Below are 21,283 nucleotides of genomic sequence, written 5' to 3'. Positions count from 1 at the left end.
ACAGTTTGGACCCGTTCGCGGTGGAGCGCAAGAGCCGAAACGGATCAGGGATGCCGCGGCGCGGCGACGGAGTCTCGCTCGACGAGTTCGCCGACGACTTCCCGGCGGGCCGCGACGGGCTCCCCGGCGATGACCGACAGCAGCGTCTCGGCACCCTGGCGACCCAGTTCGTAGAACGGAAGGCTGACCGTCGTGAGGCGGGGGTGCACACTCCCGGCGAGCTCCTCCTGGTCGTCGTAGCCGACGAGCGACAGGTCCTCCGGAACGGTGAGGCCGAGCGCCTGGGCGGCCAGCAGCGCGCCGAGGGCGATGCGGTCGTTGCCGCACAGCAGGGCGGTGGGCCGGTCCGGTCGTTGCAGGATCGACCGGGCGCGCTCGTAGCCCGAGTCGATCGTGTACGGGCCCGGCACCACCGCCCCGGCGTCGACGGGCAGGCGGGCATCCTGCATCCGCTCCCGGAATGCGGCGGTGCGCTGCAGAGCGGGCCAGTCGCCGTCGCCGGCCAGGTAGACGATCTCGCGGTGGCCGGCGTCGATGAGTCGCTGGGCCGCGAGCCCGCCGCCGGCGTGCTCCGCGGGGTAGACGGCCGGGAGTTGCGGGCCGTCGGCTGCGGGGAAGCAGTTGATGAGCACCGACGGCACCGCGGCGAGCTCCGGAAGCGGCGCCAGTTCACGGGTGACCGTGGACGCGAAGATCAGACCGTCGACCCGACGGTCCAGCAGCTCGCGCACGGCGGACCGCCCGACGTCGGTGTGGCCGTCGGTGTTCACGAGCAGCACCAGCCGCCCGGATTCCCATGCGGCATCCTGAACGGCCCGGATGATCTGGCCGGCGAACGGCGACGAGGCGATGCCGTCGGTGAGCATGCCGATCGACTGCGTCTGCTGCAGCCGCAGCTGGCGGGCGGTCAGATTCGGGCGGAACCCGAGCCGCTCGGCGGCGGCGAGGATGCGGGCGCGCGTCTCCGGTGCGATGCGCGCGCCCTCGCGGTCGTTCAGCACGAACGAGACGGCGGTGCTGGAGACCCCGGCGGCGCGGGCCACGTCGCGCATCGTCGGCCGGCGAGATGCGGCATCCCGCTGTTCGTCGCCCACGTCGCCTCCCCGCTCCCCGGATGTTCAGCCTACGTGCCGACGCCGGCCCGGCCGGGTCGTCTCTCAGTGGGCGGCCGGTGCGATCTCGTCGAGCACGCGTTCGTCGCCCGCGTAGACGCCGTCCGGGCGCGGCCAGTGCGTCACCACATCGGTGAATCCGAGCTCGGCGGCGCGGCCCACGCAGTCCTCGAACTTCGCGGCGCTGGCCAGCGAATAGCCCGGCCCCGCGTCGAGCGACAGGATCCGGTCCAAGGGGCGTTCGCGTCCCACGGCGGCCTCGGCGTCCTGCGAGCGGGCGATGAGCTGTGACACCCCGTCCCACCACTCGGATTCGGAGTCGGCGTGATGGCCCAGGGTGATCCACGCATCCGCGATCTCGGCGGCGAACCGGATGCCGCGGGGCCCGTCGGCGGCGACCGCCAGCGGCACACGCGGACGCTGGGCGGGCTCGCCGACCATGCGTGCCCGGTCGCCCGTGAACCAGTCGCCGGTGAAGCTGATTCCGTCGGAGCCCGGCTCCTCGAATCGCAGCAGCCGGTCGAGGTCGCGGGTGAACTCCACGAATCGCTCGTGTCGCTCACGGGGTGTCAGCACGGGCGTGCCCAGCACGGTCGCATCGAGTCCCGAGCCGCCGGCACCCGCCCCCACGCCCAGGATGAGACGTCCGCCCGAGATCTCGTCGACCGTCGCGACCTCCTTCGCGAACGGGACGGGATGCCGATAGTTCGGCGACGCCACGAACGTGCCGAGCCGAATCGTCGAGGTCACCGTCGCGGCCGCCGTGAGGGTCGGGATCGTCGCGCCCCACGGGCTGTCGGCGAGTCCGTACCACGACAGGTGGTCGTACGTCCAGGCGTGGTCGAAGCCGTATCGCTCCGCGCGGCGCCAGAGGTCGGCCTGCTCGGTCCAGGGCAGTTCGGGGAGGATGACGATGCCGATGCGCATAGGCTCGATTCTTCCCGAGACGGTCCCTCATTGGGAATTCCCCGCATCCGGTCCCGGCGGGTCGCCGCGTCACTACGATCGGCGCCATGAACCAGGAACGTTGGCAGCGCCTCACCGAATGGCCGCTCATCGCGGCTTCCGCGATCTTCCTCGTCGCGTACGCGTGGGAGGTCATCGCCGACCTGCAGGGGCCCGCGGTCGTGGCGAGCGAGAGCGTCATCGCGATCACGTGGGCGATCTTCCTCCTGGACTACGTGGTGAACCTGGTGCTCGCGCCGCGCCGATTGCATTGGTTCTCGACGCATCTATTCGACCTCGCGATCGTCGTGCTGCCGATGCTGAGGCCGCTGCGCATCCTGCGCCTCGTGACCCTGCTGCGGGTGCTGCAGCGCACGGCGGGCGCGGCGCTGCGCGGACGCATCCTCGTCTATGTCGCGTCGGCCGCCTCGCTGCTGGTGTTCGTCGCATCCCTCGCCGTTCTCGACGTCGAGCGTCCGACACCGGGCGCGCACATCACCTCGTTCGGCGACGCGCTCTGGTGGGCGTTCGAGACCGTCACCACGGTGGGGTTCGGCGACTTCACCCCGATCACGGTCGAGGGCAGGCTCATCGCCGTGGGCCTCATGATCGGCGGGGTCGCCCTCATCGGTCTCGTCACCGCGACCCTCGCTTCGTGGATCATCGAGCGGATCGTCGAGCGCGACGAGACGAAGAACGCGGCGACCGTCGCGCATATCCAGGCGCTCGAGATGAAGAATGCCGCCACCGTGGCCCACATCCAGTCGCTCGAGGCGAAGATCGACGCCCTCACCGAGGCGCTGAACCGGTAGGTATTGAGGCGGCGAATGTTCGAATCTAGCACTGCTTCTATGTTCGAAACGTTCTAGCGGATTCCGGCATACGCCCAAGCCGGTGGCAAGACACTTTAGAAAAAGTTCGATGCTGGGGCTTGAGGTGTGTTCGAATATGTGCCATGATCGAGTATGGTCGCAATCACCGTCGAACACCTCGCACCGCTGGTGCAGGCGCTCGACGCCGTGGATGATCGGTGGCTGAGAGCCCTCGGCGGACTGCACCCGAGTGCGGTGATCGACGACGATGTGGACGCGATGTCCGACGACGGCATGCTCGCCGTGAACGATGCTCTCGCCGCGGTCGAGCGTCACTGTCAGGCTCTGCACGCCCGCATCGCGAACGGCATCAGCAAGCGGTCGGCGCCCGAGCTCGGCAGCGACGGGCTCTCCCGCAAGGCGGGCTACAAGTCTCCGGCGAAGCTGATCGCAGCGTCGACCGGCGGTCATCCGGCCGATGCGCAGCGGTTGATCCAGGTGGGGGATGCCACAGCCGGGCGGATGACGTTCACTGGTGAGCGCGCCCCGTCCCGGCATCCACATGTCACGGCTGCCCTCGAGGCCGGCGACGTGCACGTGGCAGCCGCCAGTCTGATCACCCGGCTCCTCGACAAAGTCGCCTTCCGCCTCGATCGTGCGGCGCTCGCGGAGGCCGAAGAGGCCCTGGTCGAGCAGGCGGTCGGTCTGCCGCTCTCCGACGTGCAGGTGATCCTGCGCCGGGCGGAGGCGTACCTCGATCCGGACGGCCTGGAACCGAAGATCGAGGACCTCCGCTTGGAACGGTCGCTCAAGATCCGCGAGGACGCCTCCGGCATGATCATCTTCGACGGGCGGCTCGACCCTGCGACCGGAGCCCCGGTGAAGGCGGCGATCGAGGCGCTGGTGACGGCGCAGATCCGCGCCCTGCGCGGGAGCAACCGCCCCGGCGAGGGCGAGGGCGAGGGAGGCGGTGCGGGCGAGTGGACCTGGTCGGATCGGGCCGACATGTCCCGCCACCTCGAGCAACGCACGATCCAGCAGCTGCAGGCCGACGCTCTGGCCGAACTGTGCAAGCACGTGCTGTCGTGCACCGAGACCGTGCTTCCGCTCGCGAACACGACGGTCGTGGTGCGGATTCCGCTCGATGCCCTGACTTCGGGTACCGGGGTCGCGACCATCGACGGCATCCAGCAGCCGGTCGACGTCGGCACCGTGCGCCGGATGGCCGCTGACGCCGAGATCATCCCACTGGTGCTCGGCGCCGAGAGCGAGGTACTCGACTGCGGCCGATCGCGCCGGTTGTTCACGGCAGCGCAGCGGCTCGCAGTGATCGAGCGCGACGGCGGATGCGCCGGCTGCGGCGCTCCGCCCGGCATCGCAGAAGCCCACCACCTCCGATGGTGGTCGCATGGCGGCAGAACCTCTCTGGACAATCTGGTGCTGCTGTGCAGCAGTTGTCACCACCGCATCCACAAAGACGAGTGGGAGATCCGGGTCTCGGGGCCCGATGTGTGGTTCGTCCCACCTGCGCACATCGACTCGTCACGCACCCCGCGCCTCGGTGGGCGGCGGCGCTACGACTACCGCCGCGCCGCTGACGCCGCCTGACTACGCCCACAGCTCGCCGAACGAGATCTCCCGTCCCAGCACGCGCTCCGCCGCGCGGTGGCCGGAACGCAGCGCCGCGGTCACGGTCGCCGGGTCATCCGTCCACGTCGCCTCCCCGGCGAGGTGCAGCACACCGCCGCCGATCGGCGTGGCGAGCAGGTCGTGGTCGGCGGTCGTCGCTCCCGGCGTCAGGTACGCGTACGAGCCGCGCGCGAACGGGTCGTCCTGCCAGCGGGTGACCACCACGGAGGTCGGCGCGGGCACCCGGTCGCCGTAGAGTTCGCCGAGGGCCGCCAGCACGGATGCCGCGATCGCTTCGTCGTCCCATGTGCGCGTCTCGATCGCCGCCGGCCCGGCCGCGAACGTGAGCAGGGTGGGCATGCCGTGCAGGCCGGTCAGGTCGTACCACGAGTGCCACCACAGCGCGCCGTCGCCCTGCCGGCGGACGGCGTACACGTCGTCATCCCAGAACGCCTCGTCGAACCGCAGGAACACCTTCTCGAAGGCGTTCATCTCCAGGCCCTGGAGCGCCTCGGCCACCGGTGACGGCAGCGGCGGCTCGATCGCGAACGCCTCCGACTTCAGCACGCCGACAGGAACCGTGACGATCACGTGCTCGGCCCGCAGCACCGTGCCGGCGACGGTCACCGCGGCACCGGCATCCGACCATTCCACGCGGGAGACCTCCTGGCCGAGGCGCACGTCGAGCCCCTCCGCCAGATGCGTCGCCAGGGCGTCGTAGCCGTCGGGGAACACCACCTCGATGCCGTCGATCCGGTCGTCGTCGAGGCCGTGGGCGTCCAGCCCGCCGGCGTGCACGCCGTACTGTTCCTCCGACCGGTGCAGCAGGAACTCGCGCACCCGCGCCGCGCGGTGCGGCGCCCATCCGAGCCGCACCAGCGTGCGGTCGACGACCTGCTCGTAGGACTCGCCCGGCGCCGACGCCGCGATCGTCCTCGCGAGCTGCGCGTCGAACGCGTGGACGTCGTCCGCGAAGGCGGATGCCGCAGCGGGGGTCAGCCGCACGGCATCCGGACCGTAGTACGCGATCGGGCGTCCGTCGGGCTGGTAGCTGCCGACCGTGAACTCCACCTCGCGCATCCCGAACGCGCGCACGGCGTCGGCGAGCGGGTTGCCGTCCACGCCGTGGATCCACGACGCGCCGAGATCCGTGACGGCGGCCCCGGTGCGGTCGGAGTGCAGGCGTCCCCCGACGCGGTCGCGCGCTTCGAGCACGACCACCCGTCGCCCGGCGCCGTGGACCAGGCGGGCGGCGGTGAGGCCGGCCACCCCGCCGCCGACGACGACCGTGTCGATGGGGGCATCCGTCATGGGTCCATCCTGCCGCGCGCGGGCCGCCGCCGGGGGCGGAGCGCGTCCGAGCGGGCACCATCGGATCACTCGCCCCTCAGGCTTGTCCGCGAAATACCTTCGCCAATAAGGTATTCGCAGACGTGCGGTCGACGATGACCGCGCAGACGACGAGAGGGCGGCGCATGGCCGACGTGAATGCTTCGGATCTCACCCTGGAGGAGAAGGCGTCGCTCACCAGCGGTGCGGACTTCTGGCACCTGAAGGGCGTGGAACGTCTCGGCCTCGCGCAGATCATGGTGACCGACGGGCCGCACGGCCTGCGCAAGCAGGGCGGATCCACCGACCACCTCGGGCTCGCTGCCAGTATCCCGGCCACCTGCTTCCCGCCCGCCGTCGCACTCGGGTCGTCGTGGGATGCCGCCCTGGCCGAGCGCATCGGCGTCGCGCTGGGGGTGGAGTCGGCGATCGAGGATGTCGCGGTCATCCTCGGCCCCGGGATCAACATCAAGCGGTCGCCCCTGTGCGGGCGGAACTTCGAGTACTTCTCCGAGGACCCGATCGTCTCGGGCGTGATGGGCGCCGGGCTGGTGCGAGGTATCCAGTCGCAAGGGGTCGGTGCCTCGCTCAAGCACTTCGCCGCCAACCAGCAGGAGACCGACCGGCTGCGCTCCTCGAGCGACGTCGATCCCCGGCCGCTGCGCGAGATCTACCTGCGCGGCTTCGAACGCGTGGTCAAGGATGCGCAGCCGTGGACCGTGATGTGCTCGTACAACCGGCTGAACGGCGTCTGGACGTCGGAGGACCCGTGGCTGCTCACCCAGGTGCTGCGCGGCGAATGGGGCTTCGAAGGCCTCGTCGTCTCGGACTGGGGTGCGGTGCACGACCGGGTGCTCGGCCTCCCGGCCGGACTCGACCTCGAGATGCCGGCCTCCGGCGGCCGCACCGACCGGCAGCTGGTCGCCGCAGTGCAGGAGGGCGCACTCGACGAGGCCTCCCTCGACGTGGCCGCGAACCGGGTGCTGGAGCTGATCCGCAAGGCGCAGGCGCGCCCCGCGGCATCCGGCCCGCTCGACGTCGACGCGCACCACGCCCTCGCCCGCGAGGCCGCCGGCCGTGGCATCGTGCTGTTGCGCAACCAGGGCGAGCTGCTTCCGCTCTCACCCGACCAGCGCATCGCGGTGATCGGCGAGTTCGCCCGCAGCCCTCGCTACCAGGGTGCCGGCTCCTCGCAGATCAACCCGACCCGTCTCGAGAATGCGCTCGACGCCATCCGGGCCGTGGCCGGCGCAGACGTGCCCTTCGCCCCCGGCTTCGTCCTCGGCTCCGCCGACGAGCCCGGTGCGGACGGGGCCGCGGGAGCCGGCGGGGATGCGGCCGCCCTCCACGCCGAGGCCGTCGCCCTGGCCGCCGACGCGGAGGTCGCGGTCATCTTCGCCGGCGTCCCCGCGGAGGAGGAGTCCGAGGGCTTCGACCGCGAGCACATGAACCTGCCCACCGCGCAGCTCGAGCTCATCGAGGACGTGCTGGCCGTCAACCCGAACACCGTCGTCGTGCTCTCCAACGGCGGTGCGGTCGTGATCCCGTTCGCCGGCACCGTGCCGGCGATCATCGAGGGCTGGCTGCTCGGCCAGGCGGGTGGAATGGCGACCGCCGACGTGCTGTTCGGCGCCGTCAACCCGTCCGGCAAGCTCACCGAGACCATCCCGCTGCGCCTCGAGGACAATTCCGCGTTCGGCACGTACGCCGGCGAACTCGGCCATGTGCGCTACGGCGAGGGCGTGTTCGTCGGCTACCGCTGGTACGACGTCAAGAAGCTGCACGTCGCCTTCCCGTTCGGGCACGGCCTCTCGTACACGACCTTCGCGTACGGGGATGCCGAAGCCGCCGTCGACGCGGCCGGCGACGTCGTGGTGAGGGTACCGGTCACCAACACGGGTCGAGTCTCCGGTCGCGAGGTGGTGCAGGTGTACACCTCGTTCGACGGTGCTTCCGTGGTGCACCGGGCCCCGCGCGAGCTGAAGGGATTCGCGGTGGTCGCGCTGGAGCCCGGCGAGACCGCCACGGTCGAGGTGGTCCTCCGCCGCGCCGATCTCGCCTACTGGGACGTCCGCGTCGACGACTGGGTGCTCGAGCGCGGCACGTACGGGGTCCAGGTCGGCGCCTCCAGCCGGGACATCCGCTCGACGACGTCGATCGCGCTCGACGGCGACGCCGTGCGGATCCCGATCTCGCTCGACTCGTCGATCGAGGAGCTGCTCGCCGACCCCACGGCGGGCCCCGATCTGCGTGCCGTCATCGACGAGCGGTTCGGCCGGGAGCAGGCCGACGGCATGCTGCGGCTGCTCGGGAACTTCCCGGTGGGCCGGCTCGACGGCTTCCCGCTGCCGCACGACGACATGGTGGAGTTCGTCGAGCTCGCCCAGCGTCCGCAGGGGCGCTGAGCGGGCGACGATCGGCGGTCAGTCCGCAGGGGATGACGTCCCGGGCGTCGTCGAGGACGTGAGCAGCGAGAACAGGGTGTCGACGCCGGCCGCCATGTCGACGTCGGGCTCGAGCATCCACTGCATCTGCAGCCCGTCCGCCACCGCTTGAAGCACACGCGCCAGCATCTCGGGGTCGATGCCCGGATCGAGCTCGCCCTCCTCCTGCACACGCTTGATGCCGCGGACGAAGTACCCGCGCAGCTCCTCGCCGTGCGCGCGGAAGAACGCATGTGCGGGGTGATCCGGCGCCGGCGAGTCCGCGGCCACGCGCATGAAGAGCTGCACCAGGCCGGGCACGGTCGAGTTGTGCATGATCGTGTCGAGGTAGCCGCGACGCAGATTCTCGAGACAGTCGGCTTCGGCCGCGGTCGGCCAGTACTTCTCGACGTTGACCTCGTTGCGGCGGCGCAGGATCTCCGCGAACAGCTCGTCCTTGCTGTCGAAGTAGTGCAGCAGGCCCGCGGGCGTGAGGCCGACGGCATCCGCGATGTCCTTCACGTAGGCAGCGCTCGGGCCCGAGCGCCCGACGACGTCGAGAGCCTTGGTGAGGATCTCTTCACGCCGTGCGACGCCCTTGGCGTAGGTGCCGGCTCGTGCCATGTGCTCATTCCGTGATGACGAAGGACGACCCGATCAGGTCGCGGCTGCGGCTGGACCGTTCCACGTGCAGCTCGAATTCCCCAGGCTCCACGACGCGACGGCCCTCCGCATCCACAATGGTAAGGTCCCCTGCCGAAAGTGCGAACTCGATCCGCGTCGCCGGGCGCGAAGGCACTTCACGAACGCCGTGAGCTGGAAAGGCGGCGCCGTCGCCGGGACTGCGACGGCACCGCCTGGGACGGCCGTGGCCGTGGACGATCGGGCTAGCGGACCTTCTTGATCGGGAAGATCACGAGCGCGCCGATCAAGGCGGCGATGCCGCAGATCGAGAACCAGAGCGTGTAGTTCGTGCCCTGGGCGGAGCCGATGTAGAGCAGCGCGCCGCCGACCGCGGGGGCGATCGTCTGCGGCAGGGCGTTGGCCATGTTCAGCACGCCGAGATCCTTGCCCGCATCGTCCGGGTTCGGCAGCACGTCGACGACGAGGGCGAGGTCGACGCCCACGTAGATCCCGTATGCGGCGCCCATGAACAGCTCCAGCACGTAGTACGAGCCGACGTCGTGGATGAACATCAGGGCGACCGTGCCCACGGCGAACAGGGCGGTCGAGGTCCACACGAAGACCTTGCGGCGTCCGATCTTGTCGGAGATCTTGCCGGCGATCCAGGCCGTGACGATGAGGGCGCCGGTGTACACGAGCGTGGTGCTGGCGATCAGGCCCGCGACATCCTTCTGCGGCACGCCGACGTGGAAGATGAGGTAGAAGAACCGGAAGGCGGTGAAGCCGAAGCTCGCGAACGTGATGAGGAACCGGGACCACCACGCCAGCGCGAAGTCCGGGTACTTGCGCGGGCTCACCCAGAAGGTGTTCCACCAGTCGTAGAACGTCGCGCGGTCGGGCTTGACCGGCAGCACCTTGTCCGGCAGCACGACCACGAACACGATCATGGCGACGATCGCGAGCAGCGCCGGCACCACGAAGACCACGAAGAGGCTGAAGCTGAACCAGCTCGCCACGTAGACGCCGCCGACGATGCCGACGTTCTGCGCGATGCCGAGACCGGCGGTGATGCTGCCGCGCTGGAATTTGGGCACCTGGTCGGAGATCGTCGCGATGAACGGGGCCAGGGTCATGTTGGCGCCGAGCTGCGCGATCGCCCAGCCGACGGTCGCCATCGCCAGGTCGGGCCCCGTCGCCATGACCACGAAGCCCACCGTCATGATGACGGTGCCCAGCACGATCCAGATGCGCCGGCGGCCCCACCGGCTGGTCGTCCGGTCGGAGAGGCGGCCGAACACGACGTTCGCGATCGTCGCGAACAGCGCGCCGACGCCGCCGAGCACGGCCGAGGCGGCGTTGGCCCCGTTCTGCTCGATCGCGCCGGCGTCGATCAGCGACTGGATCTTCATCCCGACGCCGACGATGGCCGGGCCGAGGAGCGCGACGAAGAAGATGAGCTGGGCGATGATGAGCCACGCCACGAATCCCTTCTTCGCGGGTTCGGTCGGTTCTTTGAACCAGTGGTGTTCGTGCTCACCGAGTGTTCTGCTGGCCGTGGTCATCCCTGACGGGTTTCCCGCGGCGGAACCGCTGACGGAACTCATGCCTGCCTCCTTTGGCGGATGAGGGGTCGCACGTGGGGAGTCGTGCCGGACCCGCTTCTGTGGTGACTGAAACCTACTCGGAATAGGTTTTTGCGCGCAAGTCCGGATCGCGGCGCTCGACCGCCGGTCAGCGTGGCGCGTGGCGGGCGCTCGCCGCCCCCAGGCCGAGCACGGCTCCGACGACGATGAGGATGCCGAGCGCCGCGGCCGACACCCCGACGAGTCCGGTGACCGGCGATCCCAGCACGCCGCCGACGAACTGCAGGGCGCCGGTTGCGGCTGACGCGGCGCCCGCGGCGACCGGGGTCAGCTGCGCCCAGCTGTGAGCGGACGGCATCACGAGACCCGCTCCCGCGGTGAACGCGGTCGACGCGATCCACACCGTCCAGCGCGGCATCCCGACCGCACTGAACACCGCCATCCCGGCGCCCCCGCACGCCGCGATCGCAAGGCCCAGCCGCAGGGCGAACGAGGGATGCCGGGTGCGCGAGATCCGCCGGAACACCGCGTTCGACGCCAGCATCGCCGCGGCGTTCGTGCCGAAGGCGAGCGCGAACATGCCCGACGGCAGCCCGTACTGCCGCTCCACGATGAACGACGCCGACGAGACGTACGCGTAGAAGCCGAGCGAGAACACGCCGATCGACAGGGCGGCGGCACGCACCTGCCGGTCGCGCAGTGCGGGCACCGGGTTGATCGGGGACGGATACCGCTGGGCGATGGTCTCCGGGACGAGCAGCAGCACGCCGGCGATCATCGCGGCGCCCGCGACGGTGAGCGCGACGAAGTCCGCCCGCCACCCCCAGAGCAGGGCGATGCCGGTGCCGATGACCGGCGCGACGATCGGGGCGATCGCCGTCGCCATGGCGAGCAGCCCGACGGTGGACGAGATGTCGTGCGCGGAGCGGGCCACGTCTCGCACGATGCTGCGGGCCACGACGATGCCCGCTGCGCCGCACAGGCCGGACAGGACGCGTGCGCCGAGCAGCATCCCGCCCGAGACGCTCACCGCGGACAGCAGGGAGGCCACCGTCCACCCGATCGCGCCCCACAGCACGACGGGGCGGCGCCCGATCCGGTCGGACAGCGGGCCCCACACCAGCTGCCCGACCGCGATGCCGAGCAGGCACGCCGTGACCGTCCCCTCCGCGAAGGCGGCACCGCCGCCGAGCTGCGCCTCGATCGCCGGCAGTGACGGGGTGTACACGTCGACCGACAACGGGGCGGATGCCGTCAGCGCGACGAGCACCAGCAGCATCCCGCGGGTCATCACGGGACGCTCGGGAGCGACCCGGCCGGCGGAGCCGCCGCTCACGTGCCGACGATCGCGACGCGGCTCACTGGTGGGTGGAGCGCTCGACCGACATCACGAGGATGACCCGGTCGGCCTTGTTTGCGGGAGGCGTCTGGCTCGGGTCGCCGTAGCGGTTCTGCAGCCGCACGTAGAAGGCGCCCTCCGGATCCGGCACGACCTCGACGAGGCGCCCGGCGACCTCGAGGTAGCTGGTCGGCTGATCCGGGTCGGTGATCGACAGCGCCATCGACGGGTTGTGCTGCAGGTTGCGGTACTTCTGCCGCTTGTTCGTGTGCGTGAACCGGATGTGCTCGCCGTCGAACTCGTACCACATGGGCGTCACCTGCACCGTGTCGTCGGGGCGGATCGTGCCCAGGTGCCCGAACAGGGGCAGTTCGAGCAGGCGGCGGAACTTCTCGGGGACGACGTCGGCAGCAGTCATGGTCTCGAGGTTACGCGCCGCCCCGACTCGGGAACACCGGCGGGAAGAGCTCGTCCTCGCTCAGCCCGGCATAGGTGCGCTCGGCGTACGAGGCGCGCAGGCGGTCGAAGATCCGCTGGCCGTCGCGGCGCAGCTGCTCGAGATCCACCCCGGGCAGCGTGCCGTCGCGCATGACGACCCGGCCCGCGACCATCGAGAACACGGCGTCCCGCGCGGTGCCGGCCAGCACCAGGGTGCGGATCGGGTCCTCGACGGCGCCCATGCGGATGTCGTCCAGCGCGAACGCCACGAGGTCCGCCGCGGCGCCGGCCTCGACCCGGCCGAGGTCCGGACGGTGCAGGGCGCGAGCCCCGCCGAGCGTGGCGGCCTCGATGTACTCCGCCAGCGAGCCGGTCGGGCGGTCGGGGCGCTGCGCCTTGGCCAGCGACACTCCCTGGTCGATGGAGCGGATCATGTCGGGCGGGAACGAGTCCGACCCGAGCGCGAAGTTGACCCCGGCATCCCGGTAGAGCGCGAAGTCCTCGAGCCACATCGCGTATCGCGCGTTGGTGAGCGGGCAGTGCACGATGGACGCGCCGGATGCCGCGACCGTGGCGAGCTCCCCGCCGTCGACGCCGTCCACCGCGGAATGCAGGTCGAGATACGAGCCGTGCGCGATGATGAGGCGGTCGTTGAGCAGGTTGCAGCGGGCCAGCACCTCGAGCTGGGTGGCATCCGACTCGCGGCGGAAGTGCGCCCGCTCGCCGAGCCACTGGAAGGCGTGCACCCGGACCAGGGCATTGCGCTCGGCGGCGACCCGGCCGGTCTCGGCGATGAGGCTCTCGCGGAGCGTCTCGATGCGGCACGGGGCCAGCACGCCGGTGATGAGCGGGTCGTCCCACGCGGCGACGGTGTCGAGGAACCGGACGGCGTCCGCGAAGCCCGCCTCACCGCGCGCGTCGTCCCAGAAGATCCCGGACGCGCCGTCGTCGTCGGTGACGTGCACTCCGGACCGGTACGACGGGCCGAGGAACGCGCGGAGGCCGAACTCCTGCGCGGCGTGCGCGATGTCGACGAGGTCGTCGTGCGTCTCGGCCCACGCGGTGTGGATCTCGGACGCGATCGGCATGAAGCTCGTCACGCCGTGCAGGGCCAGCTGCGCGACGGCGTACCGGCGCATGATCGTGCGGTCTTCGTCGCTGAGCGCGCTCACCGGGTGGGACGCGTGCGCCCGCGACCAGCGCAGGTGGGGCGACGAGTCGTCGTCGCCCCACGAGTCCAGCTGCAGGTGGTCGATGTCGGCGAGGCCTTCGAGGTCGATGAGGCCCGGCATCAGCAGCGCCTGGCCCAGGTCGACGCGCTCGTCGGCGGGGGGCGCGTCGGATGCCACGCCGACCCACGCGATCGCGTCGCCGTCCACCAGCACGGCGCCGTCCCGCAGCAGCGAGAGGGCGCCGTCCCGGGACGCGAGCACATGGTCCGCGGTCAGAAGGGTCGTCATGACGCGAGCCTTTCGCGCCGCACCGGTTTCCACCCCGCGCGCGGGACGGCGGCACGCAGAGCCCGGGTGTACGGCTGGACGGGGTTGGCGAGGATCTCCGCGGTGACTCCGGCATCCACCACCTGGCCGTTCTCCATCACGATCATGCGGTCCGAGATCTGGTTGACCACGGCCAGATCGTGCGAGATGAACAGGTAGCTGACCTTGCGCTGGCGCTTGATGTCGCCGAGCAGGTTCAGGATCTGCGCCTGGATCGACACGTCGAGCGCGGCCACGGCCTCGTCGAGCACGATCACCGACGGATTCGCGGCGAGAGCCCGGGCGATGGCGACGCGCTGCCGCTGTCCGCCGGAGAGCTGGTGCGGGAACTTCTGCCAGAACTGGGGACCGAGCCCGACGCTCTGCAGGATGTCCTGCGCGGTCTTCTTCGCGCTGCCCGCGCTCCGCCCCGCACCGTCGGCGTGCAGCGCGACCGACGACGCGATCGTGTCGATGATCCGCTGGCGGCCGTTCAGCGAGGAGTACGGGTCCTGGAACACGTACTGCACCTCGCGGGCCCAGCGGCGCCGGTCGGACAGGTGCCGGACGCCCCTGACCCGCGACTCGCCGTTGACGGTGAGCTCCCCGCCGGTGAGGGTCTCGAGCCCCACCAGCATCCGCGCGACCGTCGTCTTGCCGGAACCCGACTCGCCCACGATCGCGAGGCACTCGTCGGGGTGCAGCTCGAACGAGACGTCGTCGACGGCGACGATCGGCTGCGCCTTCTTCACACCGCGGGGGGCGGGGAAGATCTTGTGCAGGTTGTTCGCGACGATGATCGGGCTCGTGGCTGCGCCCGTGCGCGTGCCCATGCTCGTGGAGCTCATGCGAGGGCCTCCGCCTTCAGTTGTTCGTGCAGCTCGCGGTTGTAGGTGAGCACCGGCAGGCGCTCGGCGCGCTCGTCGATGCTCGGGCGGGCCCCCAGCAGCTCGATCGTGTAGGGATGCGTCGGCGCGGTGTACACGTGCGCCCCCTGCTCCACGATCTCGCCCGCGTACATGACCGCGAGGCGGTCGGTGCACGCCGCCGCGAGCTCCAGGTCGTGGGTGATGAACAGCAGGGACATCCCGCGGGCCTTGCGCTGCTCCTCGATGATGGCCATCACGTCGGACTGGGCGGTGACGTCCAGGGCCGTGGTGGGCTCGTCGGCGAGGATGAGCCGGGGCTCGGCGAGCAGCACGCTCGCGATCATGACACGCTGCAGCAGACCGCCGGACAGCTCGTGCGGGTACTGCCGCAGGCGGGCTTCGGCGTTGCGCACGCCCACCTCGTCGAGCAGCTGCACCGCACGCCTCTCGGCATCCTGCCGGGTCACGCCGCGGTCGCGGCACAGCGCCTCGGTGAGGAAGTCGCCGACCGTGTGCACCGGGTTGATGTGGGCGCGGGGATCCTGGAAGATCATGCCCACGTCGGTCTGCCGGTAGCGGCGCAGCGCCCGCGCGTTCATCCCGAGCACCGGGGTGCCGTCGAACGTGATCGAGCCCTCCACCCGGAACGCCCGGTCGAGCATGCGGGTGATCGCCCGCGTGGTCAGCGACTTGCCCGAGCCGGACTCGCCCACGAGGCCCAGGGCCTCGCCGGGGGCGATCTCGAAAGAGACGCCGTTGAGCAGCACCTGCGAGCTGCGCTTGAGCTCCAGCGTCGCCCTCACGTCGTCGAGCTTCAGAAGAGGCGCGTTCATCACATGGCCCTCGCATTCGACAGGAGGCGGTCGCCGATGACGGTGACGCACCAGACGATCAGCACGATCAGGATGCCGGAGTAGATCGCCTCGCCCGGGTACCCGCGCAGGGCCGAGTCGAAGCCGCTCTTGACCATGAGGCCGAGGTCCGCGGCGGGCGGCTGCACGCCGAGACCGAGGAACGAGACCGCGGCGAGGTCGATCACCGCGAACCCGAGCGACGACACCGCCTGCGCGATGACGATCGGCTGCACGTTCGGCAGGATCTGCGTGGTCGTGATCGCGACGCCCGAGTGCCCCTGCAGCCAGGCGGCCGACACGTACGGCATGTTCCGCTCGCGCAGGGCTGCGCCGCGCACCACGCGGGCGACGTACGGCACGTAGGCGACCGCGAGACCGCCGACGACGGTGAACAGGCTCGGGCCCCACAGCGCCACCGCGATGAGGCCGAAGACGATGCCGGGCACCGAGAACAGGATGTCGAGCACCCACACGATGACGGCATCCGTCTTGCGGCCGCGCCACGCCGCGACGAGCGCGAGGATCGTGCCGACGACGGTCGAGAGCAGGATCACGAGCGCCGGTCCGACGAGGGTGATCCGCGCGCCGTACATGAGCCGGGACAGGATGTCGCGGCCGAGGGCGTCGGCGCCGAGCAGGTGCGCGGCACCCGGACCCGAGAGCGCGTAGTTCAGGTCGGGGAAGTCCGGGTCGTACGGTGCGAGGAGCGGGGCGAACACGGCGGCGAGCACGATGATCGCGAGGATCACGCAGGCGATGCTGCCGAGCACGCCGAACCGGTCGATGTAGCGCTGCCACCACACGAGCGTGCGGCGCTGCGAGGCATCCTTCGCGACGGCGAGGGTCGTCGTCTTCAGGCTCATTTCCTGCTCCCCAGCGAGATGCGCGGGTCGATGAACGTGTACAGCACGTCCACGATCGCGTTGATCACCACGAACGCGACGACCAGCACCAGCACCACGGCCTGCACGACGGCGAAGTCGCGCTGCAGGATCGCCTTCACCAGCAGCGAGCCGAGACCGTCGAGCGCGAACACGTTCTCGACGACGACGGCGCCGGCGATGAGGGTCGCGATGGTCAGGCCCAGCACCGTGGTGATGGGGATCAGGGCGTTGCGCAGCACGTGCCGGCGGATGATGACCCCGGTCGACAGGCCGCGCACGGTGGCGGTCTGCACGTGCTCGCGCACCTGCTCCTCGTTGACGGCGGCCTTGGTGATGCGGATGAGATAGGCGGCGGATGCCACGCTCAGCGTGATCGCGGGAAGCGTCAGATGCCAGAGCGTGTCGAGGCCTCCGCCGCCGACGCCGAACGTCGGGAACCAGCCGAGGCTGACCGCGAAGAGGCTGATCAGGGCGACGCCGATGACGAACACCGGGGCGGACAGGCCGACCGCCGCGAGCGACGAGATGACCTGGTCGACCCAGCCGCCGCGCAGGGCGGCGATGGTGCCGAACACGACGCCCACCACGGCGATGATGACCGCGGACAGGGCCACGAGCCCGATCGTGGTGCTCGCGCGGGTGTCGATGAGGTTCGACACCGGCATGCGGTACACGATCGAGTAGCCGAGGTTCCCGTGCAGTACGTCGCCGAGCCAGCTGACGTAGCGCACGATGAACGGGTCGTCGAGGTGGTACTCCCGGGTGACGGCGGCAACCTGTGCAGGGCTGCCGCCGCGTGGCCCGAGGATGTACGCCAGGGGGCTGCCCGGCGCCAGGTACAGCAACCCGAACACGAGGAACGAGGTCACCAGCAGTACCAGGAGCAGCCCCCCGAAGCGGCGCAGAACGTAAGAGCCGAGAGACATCGTTCCTACTTGGTGCCGCCGAGCGCAGCGGCCCACGGGCCGTACAGGTAGGCGAAGGATGCCGTCGCACCGGAGATGCGCTTGTTCTGGATGAGGGTCGTCGGCTCGAACGCCAGCGGGATCCACGGCAGGCCGGCCGTGACCTTCTTCTGGATCTCCACCGTCAGGTTCGCGCGCTGCGTCTCATCGGTGGTCTGCAGGGCCTGCGCGATCTCGGAGTCGGCGTCGTTCCAGTTGATGTAGTCGTGGCTGTTTCCGGACTGGAAGAAGCTGTAGATGTTCAGCGGGTCGGCGAAGTCCGAGTAGTTCGTCGTGAAGAACCCGTCGAGGCCCTTGCGCGCGGTCTTGTCGAAGTAGAGGTTGCCGAACTGCTCGACCGGGATCACGTTGGTCTGCACGTTCAGGCCGATCGCCTGCCCGGCGGCCTGGATGAGGCTGGCGGTCTGCTCGTGCACGGCCGAGCTGCCCTGGACGGCGAGCACGATCGGAGCCTTGGGGGATCCGGCCTCCTCGACGAGCTTCTTGGCCTTGGCGATGTCGGGCGAGACGCTGAAGGACTTGTAGGCCGCGGCGAACGTGTCCTTCGCGTAGCCCCACGTGGCCGGGCCGGCGAGGGTCGGCGCAGGGATGCCGGCGCCCTGGAAGACGACCTTGGTGAGCGCGGTGCGGTCGATCGCGAGCGACAGGGCCTCACGGATCTTCTGGTCGCCCATGACGCCGTTCGGGTTGATCGCCGCGAGCGTCCAGAACACGAACGACTTGCCGAACGTGGTGGTCACGTTGCTGCTCTTCTCGAGCTGCGCGAGGCCCGCCGGAGGCAGGTAGAAGAACTGGCCGTCGACGTTGCCGCTGCGAAGCGCGTTGACCGCGGTCGACTCGTCGGCGATGAAGCTGAAGGTGATCTGCTTCACCTTGGGCTTGATCGTCGAGTCCCAGTAGTCGTCGTTGCGCTCGAGCGTGAGGCTCTTGCCGGAGCTCCACGACCCGAACTTGAACGGGCCGGTGCACATGACGCCCCCGGTCGGGGTGCCGAACGCCTGGCCGCCCTTGACGGCGGCCGCCTTCTCGACGACGGCGCCGGCGGCGGATGCCATGGCCTGCGTGAACAGCACGTCGGGCTGCTTGAGGGTCACGGTCACCTGCAAGGGCCCGGTGGCCTTCACCGAGGTCACATTGTGGAAGTAGTCCGACCAGTAGGTCTTGGCGGTCGGGCCGACCTGGCGCTCGAGCGAGTAGGCGACGTCCTCGGCGGTCATCGTCTTGCCGTCCCAGAACTTCACGTTCGGGCGGATCGTGTAGACGATCGTCTTGTCGCCGTCGGAGGTCTGCACGTTCGTGGCGAGACCCGGCTCGGTGGACAGGTCGGGCTTCATGCGGATGAGGCTCTCGCACATGTTCGCCGTGGCGGTGTTCTCCGCGTAGTTCCAGGTGAACTGCGGGTCGATGGACGACGGCTCGTACGGCAGGTTCCAGTTGACGTTGGCGATCTCGGTCGTGCCGGCGGGCGTGCCGGCGGCGAGGTCGTTCATGTTGACGGCCGTGGCCGACGGGGCGGACGCCGGGGACTTGCCGGAGCAGCCGGTGAGGGCGAGGCCGGCGACCGCGACGACCGCGATGCCGGCTTTGGTGAGCTTGGAAACCACGAGAACTCCTGTGTGCTGTGTGGTCGGGTGGGTTGGGTGTGGGTGGGGATCGGGGGAGGATCAGCGGATGTCGTGGCCGTGGCGCACGACGCGAGTGGGAGCGGGACGGTCGACGACGAGCTGTGCGATCGTCGGCACGTCGAATTCGAGACGGGTCGGGCTTGTGGCCGTCACGTCGGAGGCGATGTCGGCGATGCCGAGCATCCGGGCGCCCTCGACCGAGGCGATGCGCCAGCAGCGTTCGAGGTCGGGGTCGGTGATGGCGCCGGTGCGGTAGCCGAGCAGGTGCGCTCGGTCGACCATCGACCCCGTGCCGTAGGGGCTCCAGCTGTCGCGCACCCCGTCGGAGCCGGCGGCCACCCGCACGCCGTGCGCCTCGAGCAGGGCGAGGTCCGGCACGGGGTCGGGTCCGAGCGCGCAGGTGGCGATCCAGACCCCGGCGTCGGCGACCGCGTCGAGGGTCTCGCGCAGGCTCGGCAGCGAGCCGTCGCACAGGGCGAAGGCGTGCGGGATGGTGACGTGTCCCTGCATCCCGGCGGCCTTGGTTCGGGCGGCGATCTCGCGGATCTCGGCGAGACCCTGCTCGCCGCCGTCGTGCAGGTGGATGTCGAGGTCGCGGGAGGCATCCTGCGCCATTCCGAACACGGCGTCGAGGTGACCGTGCAGGTCGTCCTCGAGCCCGATCGGGTCGATGCCGCCCACGATGTCGGCGCCGGCGTGCAGCGATGCCGCCATCAGGTCGGCGGTGCCCGGGTTGGTGAGCAGGCCGAACTGGGGGAAGCAGACGATCTGCACGTCGAGGGTGGGGATGCGCTCGGCCGCGGCGCGCACGCCTTCGATGTGGGCGAGCCCCACCTCGGTGCCGACGTCCACGTGCGCGCGCATGGCGAGGGTGCCGTTGCGGTGCGCGTGGCTGAGCAGCGCGAACGCGCGCTCCTCGACGGAGTGGGTGTACTCGCTCAGCGCCTTGATGTTGTTGCCGATGAGGTCGGCGAGGGTCTCTGCGGGGCGGCGTTTCATCCAGGGGTCCGACCAGCTCGACTTGTCGGGGTGGATGTGCGCATCGACGAGTCCCGCGGCGATCAGCGGGGTGGGTGCGGCTGCCATGCGAGGGGCCCTTCTTCGGCTTCGGTGCCGATTTCTGTCTGTTCTTCATTGAACATCAGACATCTGACTATATGATCACCTTACATCACTCGAGGACGAGAATGGCAAGCATGAAACCGATCGAGCGGCGATCGCTCGTAGACACAGTCGTCAGCGCGCTCCAAACCCAGATCGTGACGGGGGAGTGGGACATCGACGACCGCATCCCCACCGAGGCGGAGCTCGTCGCCCAGCTCGGCGTCAGCCGATCCTCCGTGCGCGAGGGCGTGCGGTCGCTCGTGCAGCTCGGGCTGCTCGAGACCCGGCAGGGCGACGGCACCTACGTCGTGGCGAAAGATCCCACCCAGGTCGCGCTGCGCCGCGCCCTCACCGGCGCCGATGCGCGGGAGGTCATGCGCGTGCGCCAGGCCCTCGACGCGCTCGCCGCCCGCGAGGCCGCGCGCAACCGCACCGACGACGACGTCGCGCATCTCACCGCGCAGCTGCGTGCGCGCAGCGCCGCGGCGGAGCGTGGCGACAGTGCGGCGTTCACCCGGCACGACGTCGCGTTCCACATCGGCGTGGTCGCGGCATCCCACAACACGCTGCTGGCCGGCATCTACGCGAGCTTCGACGCGTCCCTGCACACCGCCGTGATGAGCAACGCGGCGCCGTCGATGCTGATCGACGGCACGCCCGCCGACCGGCACAAGGCGCTGCTGCAGGCGATCGCCGACCGGCGTCCGGATGCCGCGGGCGAGGCGGCCCTCGCCGTCGTCGTGCGCAGCGAGCAGCTGATGGACTCCGACTCCCCGGACGCGGCCGAGGACTGAGCCGATCCCCTCATCGCCGTCAGCGGCGGATACCCCGCTCCAGGGATTCCTCGTAGGCGGTGACGGCGGCGAGCGTGTTCAGCTCGTGCCGGCACGCGGTCGATTCGATGAGCTCGGGGTCGGCTCCGGCCTCGATGAGGTCGAGGATCGCGTCGTGCTCGGCGATGGAGATCACCGCGCGTCCGGGGGCGTACCAGATGCCCGACCGGCGGATGAGCTCCAGACGCGTCCACTCCGCCTGCACGAGCTCGCTCAGGCGCCCGTCGTCGCAGTGCGAGCAGATGAGCTCGTGGAACGTCCGGTTCAGGCCGCTGAAACGCAGCGGGTCGCGCCACGGCACGGAGCTGATGCCGTGCTCGCGCCCCAGCGCGTCGATCACGAGGCGGTGGCCGGGGCCGAAGGTCGCGCTGGGACCTGAATAGTCAATGCCATTGACAGATCATCTGCGGATCGTGCACACTGGTGAGGCTCATCGC

General features: G+C 70.3%; 20 protein-coding genes. 4 read left to right on the top strand and 16 right to left on the bottom strand.

Features of this window, described 5'->3' with window-relative positions:
* Positions 1–44: 44 nt before the first annotated feature.
* Together VJR25_RS07455 and VJR25_RS07450 are read right to left on the bottom strand one after the other, a co-directional pair.
* Positions 45–1,094 (bottom strand): LacI family DNA-binding transcriptional regulator, encoded by a 1,050-nt coding sequence (locus VJR25_RS07455; protein ID WP_324114133.1) that lies wholly within the window; start codon positions 1,092–1,094, stop codon positions 45–47.
* A gap of 63 nt (positions 1,095–1,157) precedes the next feature.
* The gene (locus VJR25_RS07450; protein WP_324114131.1) at positions 1,158–2,039 is read right to left on the bottom strand and encodes an LLM class flavin-dependent oxidoreductase; all 882 of its coding nucleotides are present in this window, start codon (positions 2,037–2,039) and stop codon (positions 1,158–1,160) included.
* Between the two features lie 86 nt (positions 2,040–2,125).
* On the opposite strand from VJR25_RS07450, the gene VJR25_RS07445 reads away from it, so the two are divergent.
* Together VJR25_RS07445 and VJR25_RS07440 are read left to right on the top strand one after the other, a co-directional pair.
* Complete coding sequence (locus VJR25_RS07445) at positions 2,126–2,869, top strand: potassium channel family protein (RefSeq protein ID WP_324114129.1); 744 nt, start codon at positions 2,126–2,128, stop codon at positions 2,867–2,869.
* A 153-nt stretch (positions 2,870–3,022) separates the two neighbouring features.
* Entirely contained in the window at positions 3,023–4,477 is a 1,455-nt protein-coding gene (locus VJR25_RS07440) for an HNH endonuclease (protein WP_324114127.1), read from the top strand.
* On the opposite strand, the gene VJR25_RS07435 is transcribed toward VJR25_RS07440, so the two are convergent.
* The gene (locus tag VJR25_RS07435) at positions 4,478–5,809 is read right to left on the bottom strand and encodes an NAD(P)/FAD-dependent oxidoreductase (protein ID WP_324114125.1); all 1,332 of its coding nucleotides are present in this window, start codon (positions 5,807–5,809) and stop codon (positions 4,478–4,480) included.
* A 164-nt stretch (positions 5,810–5,973) separates the two neighbouring features.
* Between VJR25_RS07435 and VJR25_RS07430 the strand changes: the two genes are divergently transcribed.
* Positions 5,974–8,232: a glycoside hydrolase family 3 C-terminal domain-containing protein gene (locus tag VJR25_RS07430; RefSeq protein ID WP_324114123.1), complete on the top strand. Its 2,259-nt coding sequence runs from the start codon at positions 5,974–5,976 to the stop codon at positions 8,230–8,232.
* 18 nt (positions 8,233–8,250) lie between these two features.
* Here VJR25_RS07430 and VJR25_RS07425 read toward each other — a convergent pair whose 3' ends face one another.
* The 12 genes from VJR25_RS07425 to VJR25_RS07370 all read right to left on the bottom strand — a co-directional run bounded on the left by VJR25_RS07425 (position 8,251) and on the right by VJR25_RS07370 (position 19,995).
* Positions 8,251–8,874, bottom strand: coding sequence for a TetR/AcrR family transcriptional regulator (locus VJR25_RS07425; protein ID WP_324114121.1), 624 nt, complete (start codon positions 8,872–8,874; stop codon positions 8,251–8,253).
* A gap of 4 nt (positions 8,875–8,878) precedes the next feature.
* On the bottom strand, positions 8,879–9,049 hold the full coding sequence (locus tag VJR25_RS07420) for a fibronectin type III-like domain-contianing protein (protein WP_324114119.1): 171 nt from the start codon (positions 9,047–9,049) through the stop codon (positions 8,879–8,881).
* 88 nt (positions 9,050–9,137) lie between these two features.
* Complete coding sequence (locus VJR25_RS07415; protein ID WP_324114117.1) at positions 9,138–10,478, bottom strand: MFS transporter; 1,341 nt, start codon at positions 10,476–10,478, stop codon at positions 9,138–9,140.
* Between the two features lie 127 nt (positions 10,479–10,605).
* Entirely contained in the window at positions 10,606–11,793 is a 1,188-nt protein-coding gene (locus VJR25_RS07410; protein WP_324114115.1) for a Bcr/CflA family efflux MFS transporter, read from the bottom strand.
* 22 nt (positions 11,794–11,815) lie between these two features.
* Complete coding sequence (locus VJR25_RS07405) at positions 11,816–12,214, bottom strand: PPOX class F420-dependent oxidoreductase (RefSeq protein ID WP_324114112.1); 399 nt, start codon at positions 12,212–12,214, stop codon at positions 11,816–11,818.
* A gap of 10 nt (positions 12,215–12,224) precedes the next feature.
* Complete coding sequence (locus tag VJR25_RS07400; RefSeq protein WP_324114109.1) at positions 12,225–13,694, bottom strand: chlorohydrolase family protein; 1,470 nt, start codon at positions 13,692–13,694, stop codon at positions 12,225–12,227.
* Entirely contained in the window at positions 13,691–14,560 is an 870-nt protein-coding gene (locus tag VJR25_RS07395; RefSeq protein ID WP_324114107.1) for an ATP-binding cassette domain-containing protein, read from the bottom strand. The genes VJR25_RS07400 and VJR25_RS07395 overlap by 4 nt, the downstream gene beginning before the upstream one ends.
* Entirely contained in the window at positions 14,557–15,414 is an 858-nt protein-coding gene (locus VJR25_RS07390; RefSeq protein ID WP_324114105.1) for an ABC transporter ATP-binding protein, read from the bottom strand. Before VJR25_RS07390 ends, VJR25_RS07395 begins: the two co-directional genes overlap by 4 nt.
* A complete protein-coding gene (locus VJR25_RS07385; RefSeq protein ID WP_324114103.1) occupies positions 15,414–16,298 on the bottom strand; it encodes an ABC transporter permease in 885 nt (294 codons plus the stop codon). Before VJR25_RS07385 ends, VJR25_RS07390 begins: the two co-directional genes overlap by 1 nt.
* Complete coding sequence (locus tag VJR25_RS07380) at positions 16,295–17,245, bottom strand: ABC transporter permease (protein WP_324114101.1); 951 nt, start codon at positions 17,243–17,245, stop codon at positions 16,295–16,297. The genes VJR25_RS07385 and VJR25_RS07380 overlap by 4 nt, the downstream gene beginning before the upstream one ends.
* A 5-nt stretch (positions 17,246–17,250) precedes the next feature.
* Positions 17,251–18,888 carry an ABC transporter substrate-binding protein gene (locus VJR25_RS07375; RefSeq protein ID WP_324114099.1) on the bottom strand — a complete coding sequence of 546 codons (1,638 nt, stop codon included), beginning with the start codon at positions 18,886–18,888 and terminating at the stop codon, positions 17,251–17,253.
* 60 nt (positions 18,889–18,948) lie between these two features.
* Positions 18,949–19,995, bottom strand: coding sequence for an amidohydrolase family protein (locus VJR25_RS07370; protein ID WP_324114097.1), 1,047 nt, complete (start codon positions 19,993–19,995; stop codon positions 18,949–18,951).
* A 110-nt stretch (positions 19,996–20,105) separates the two neighbouring features.
* Between VJR25_RS07370 and VJR25_RS07365 the strand changes: the two genes are divergently transcribed.
* Positions 20,106–20,807 carry a FadR/GntR family transcriptional regulator gene (locus VJR25_RS07365; protein WP_324114095.1) on the top strand — a complete coding sequence of 234 codons (702 nt, stop codon included), beginning with the start codon at positions 20,106–20,108 and terminating at the stop codon, positions 20,805–20,807.
* Between the two features lie 19 nt (positions 20,808–20,826).
* Here VJR25_RS07365 and VJR25_RS07360 read toward each other — a convergent pair whose 3' ends face one another.
* Entirely contained in the window at positions 20,827–21,186 is a 360-nt protein-coding gene (locus tag VJR25_RS07360) for an FCD domain-containing protein (protein ID WP_324114093.1), read from the bottom strand.
* Between the last annotated feature and the right edge of the window lie 97 nt (positions 21,187–21,283).

Origin of the sequence: Microbacterium sp. (assembly GCF_035277845.1) — a bacterium.
Classification (GTDB): domain Bacteria; phylum Actinomycetota; class Actinomycetes; order Actinomycetales; family Microbacteriaceae; genus Microbacterium.
Note: the sequence above shows the minus strand (reverse complement) of the source record. Positions and strands in the feature narration are given on the sequence as shown.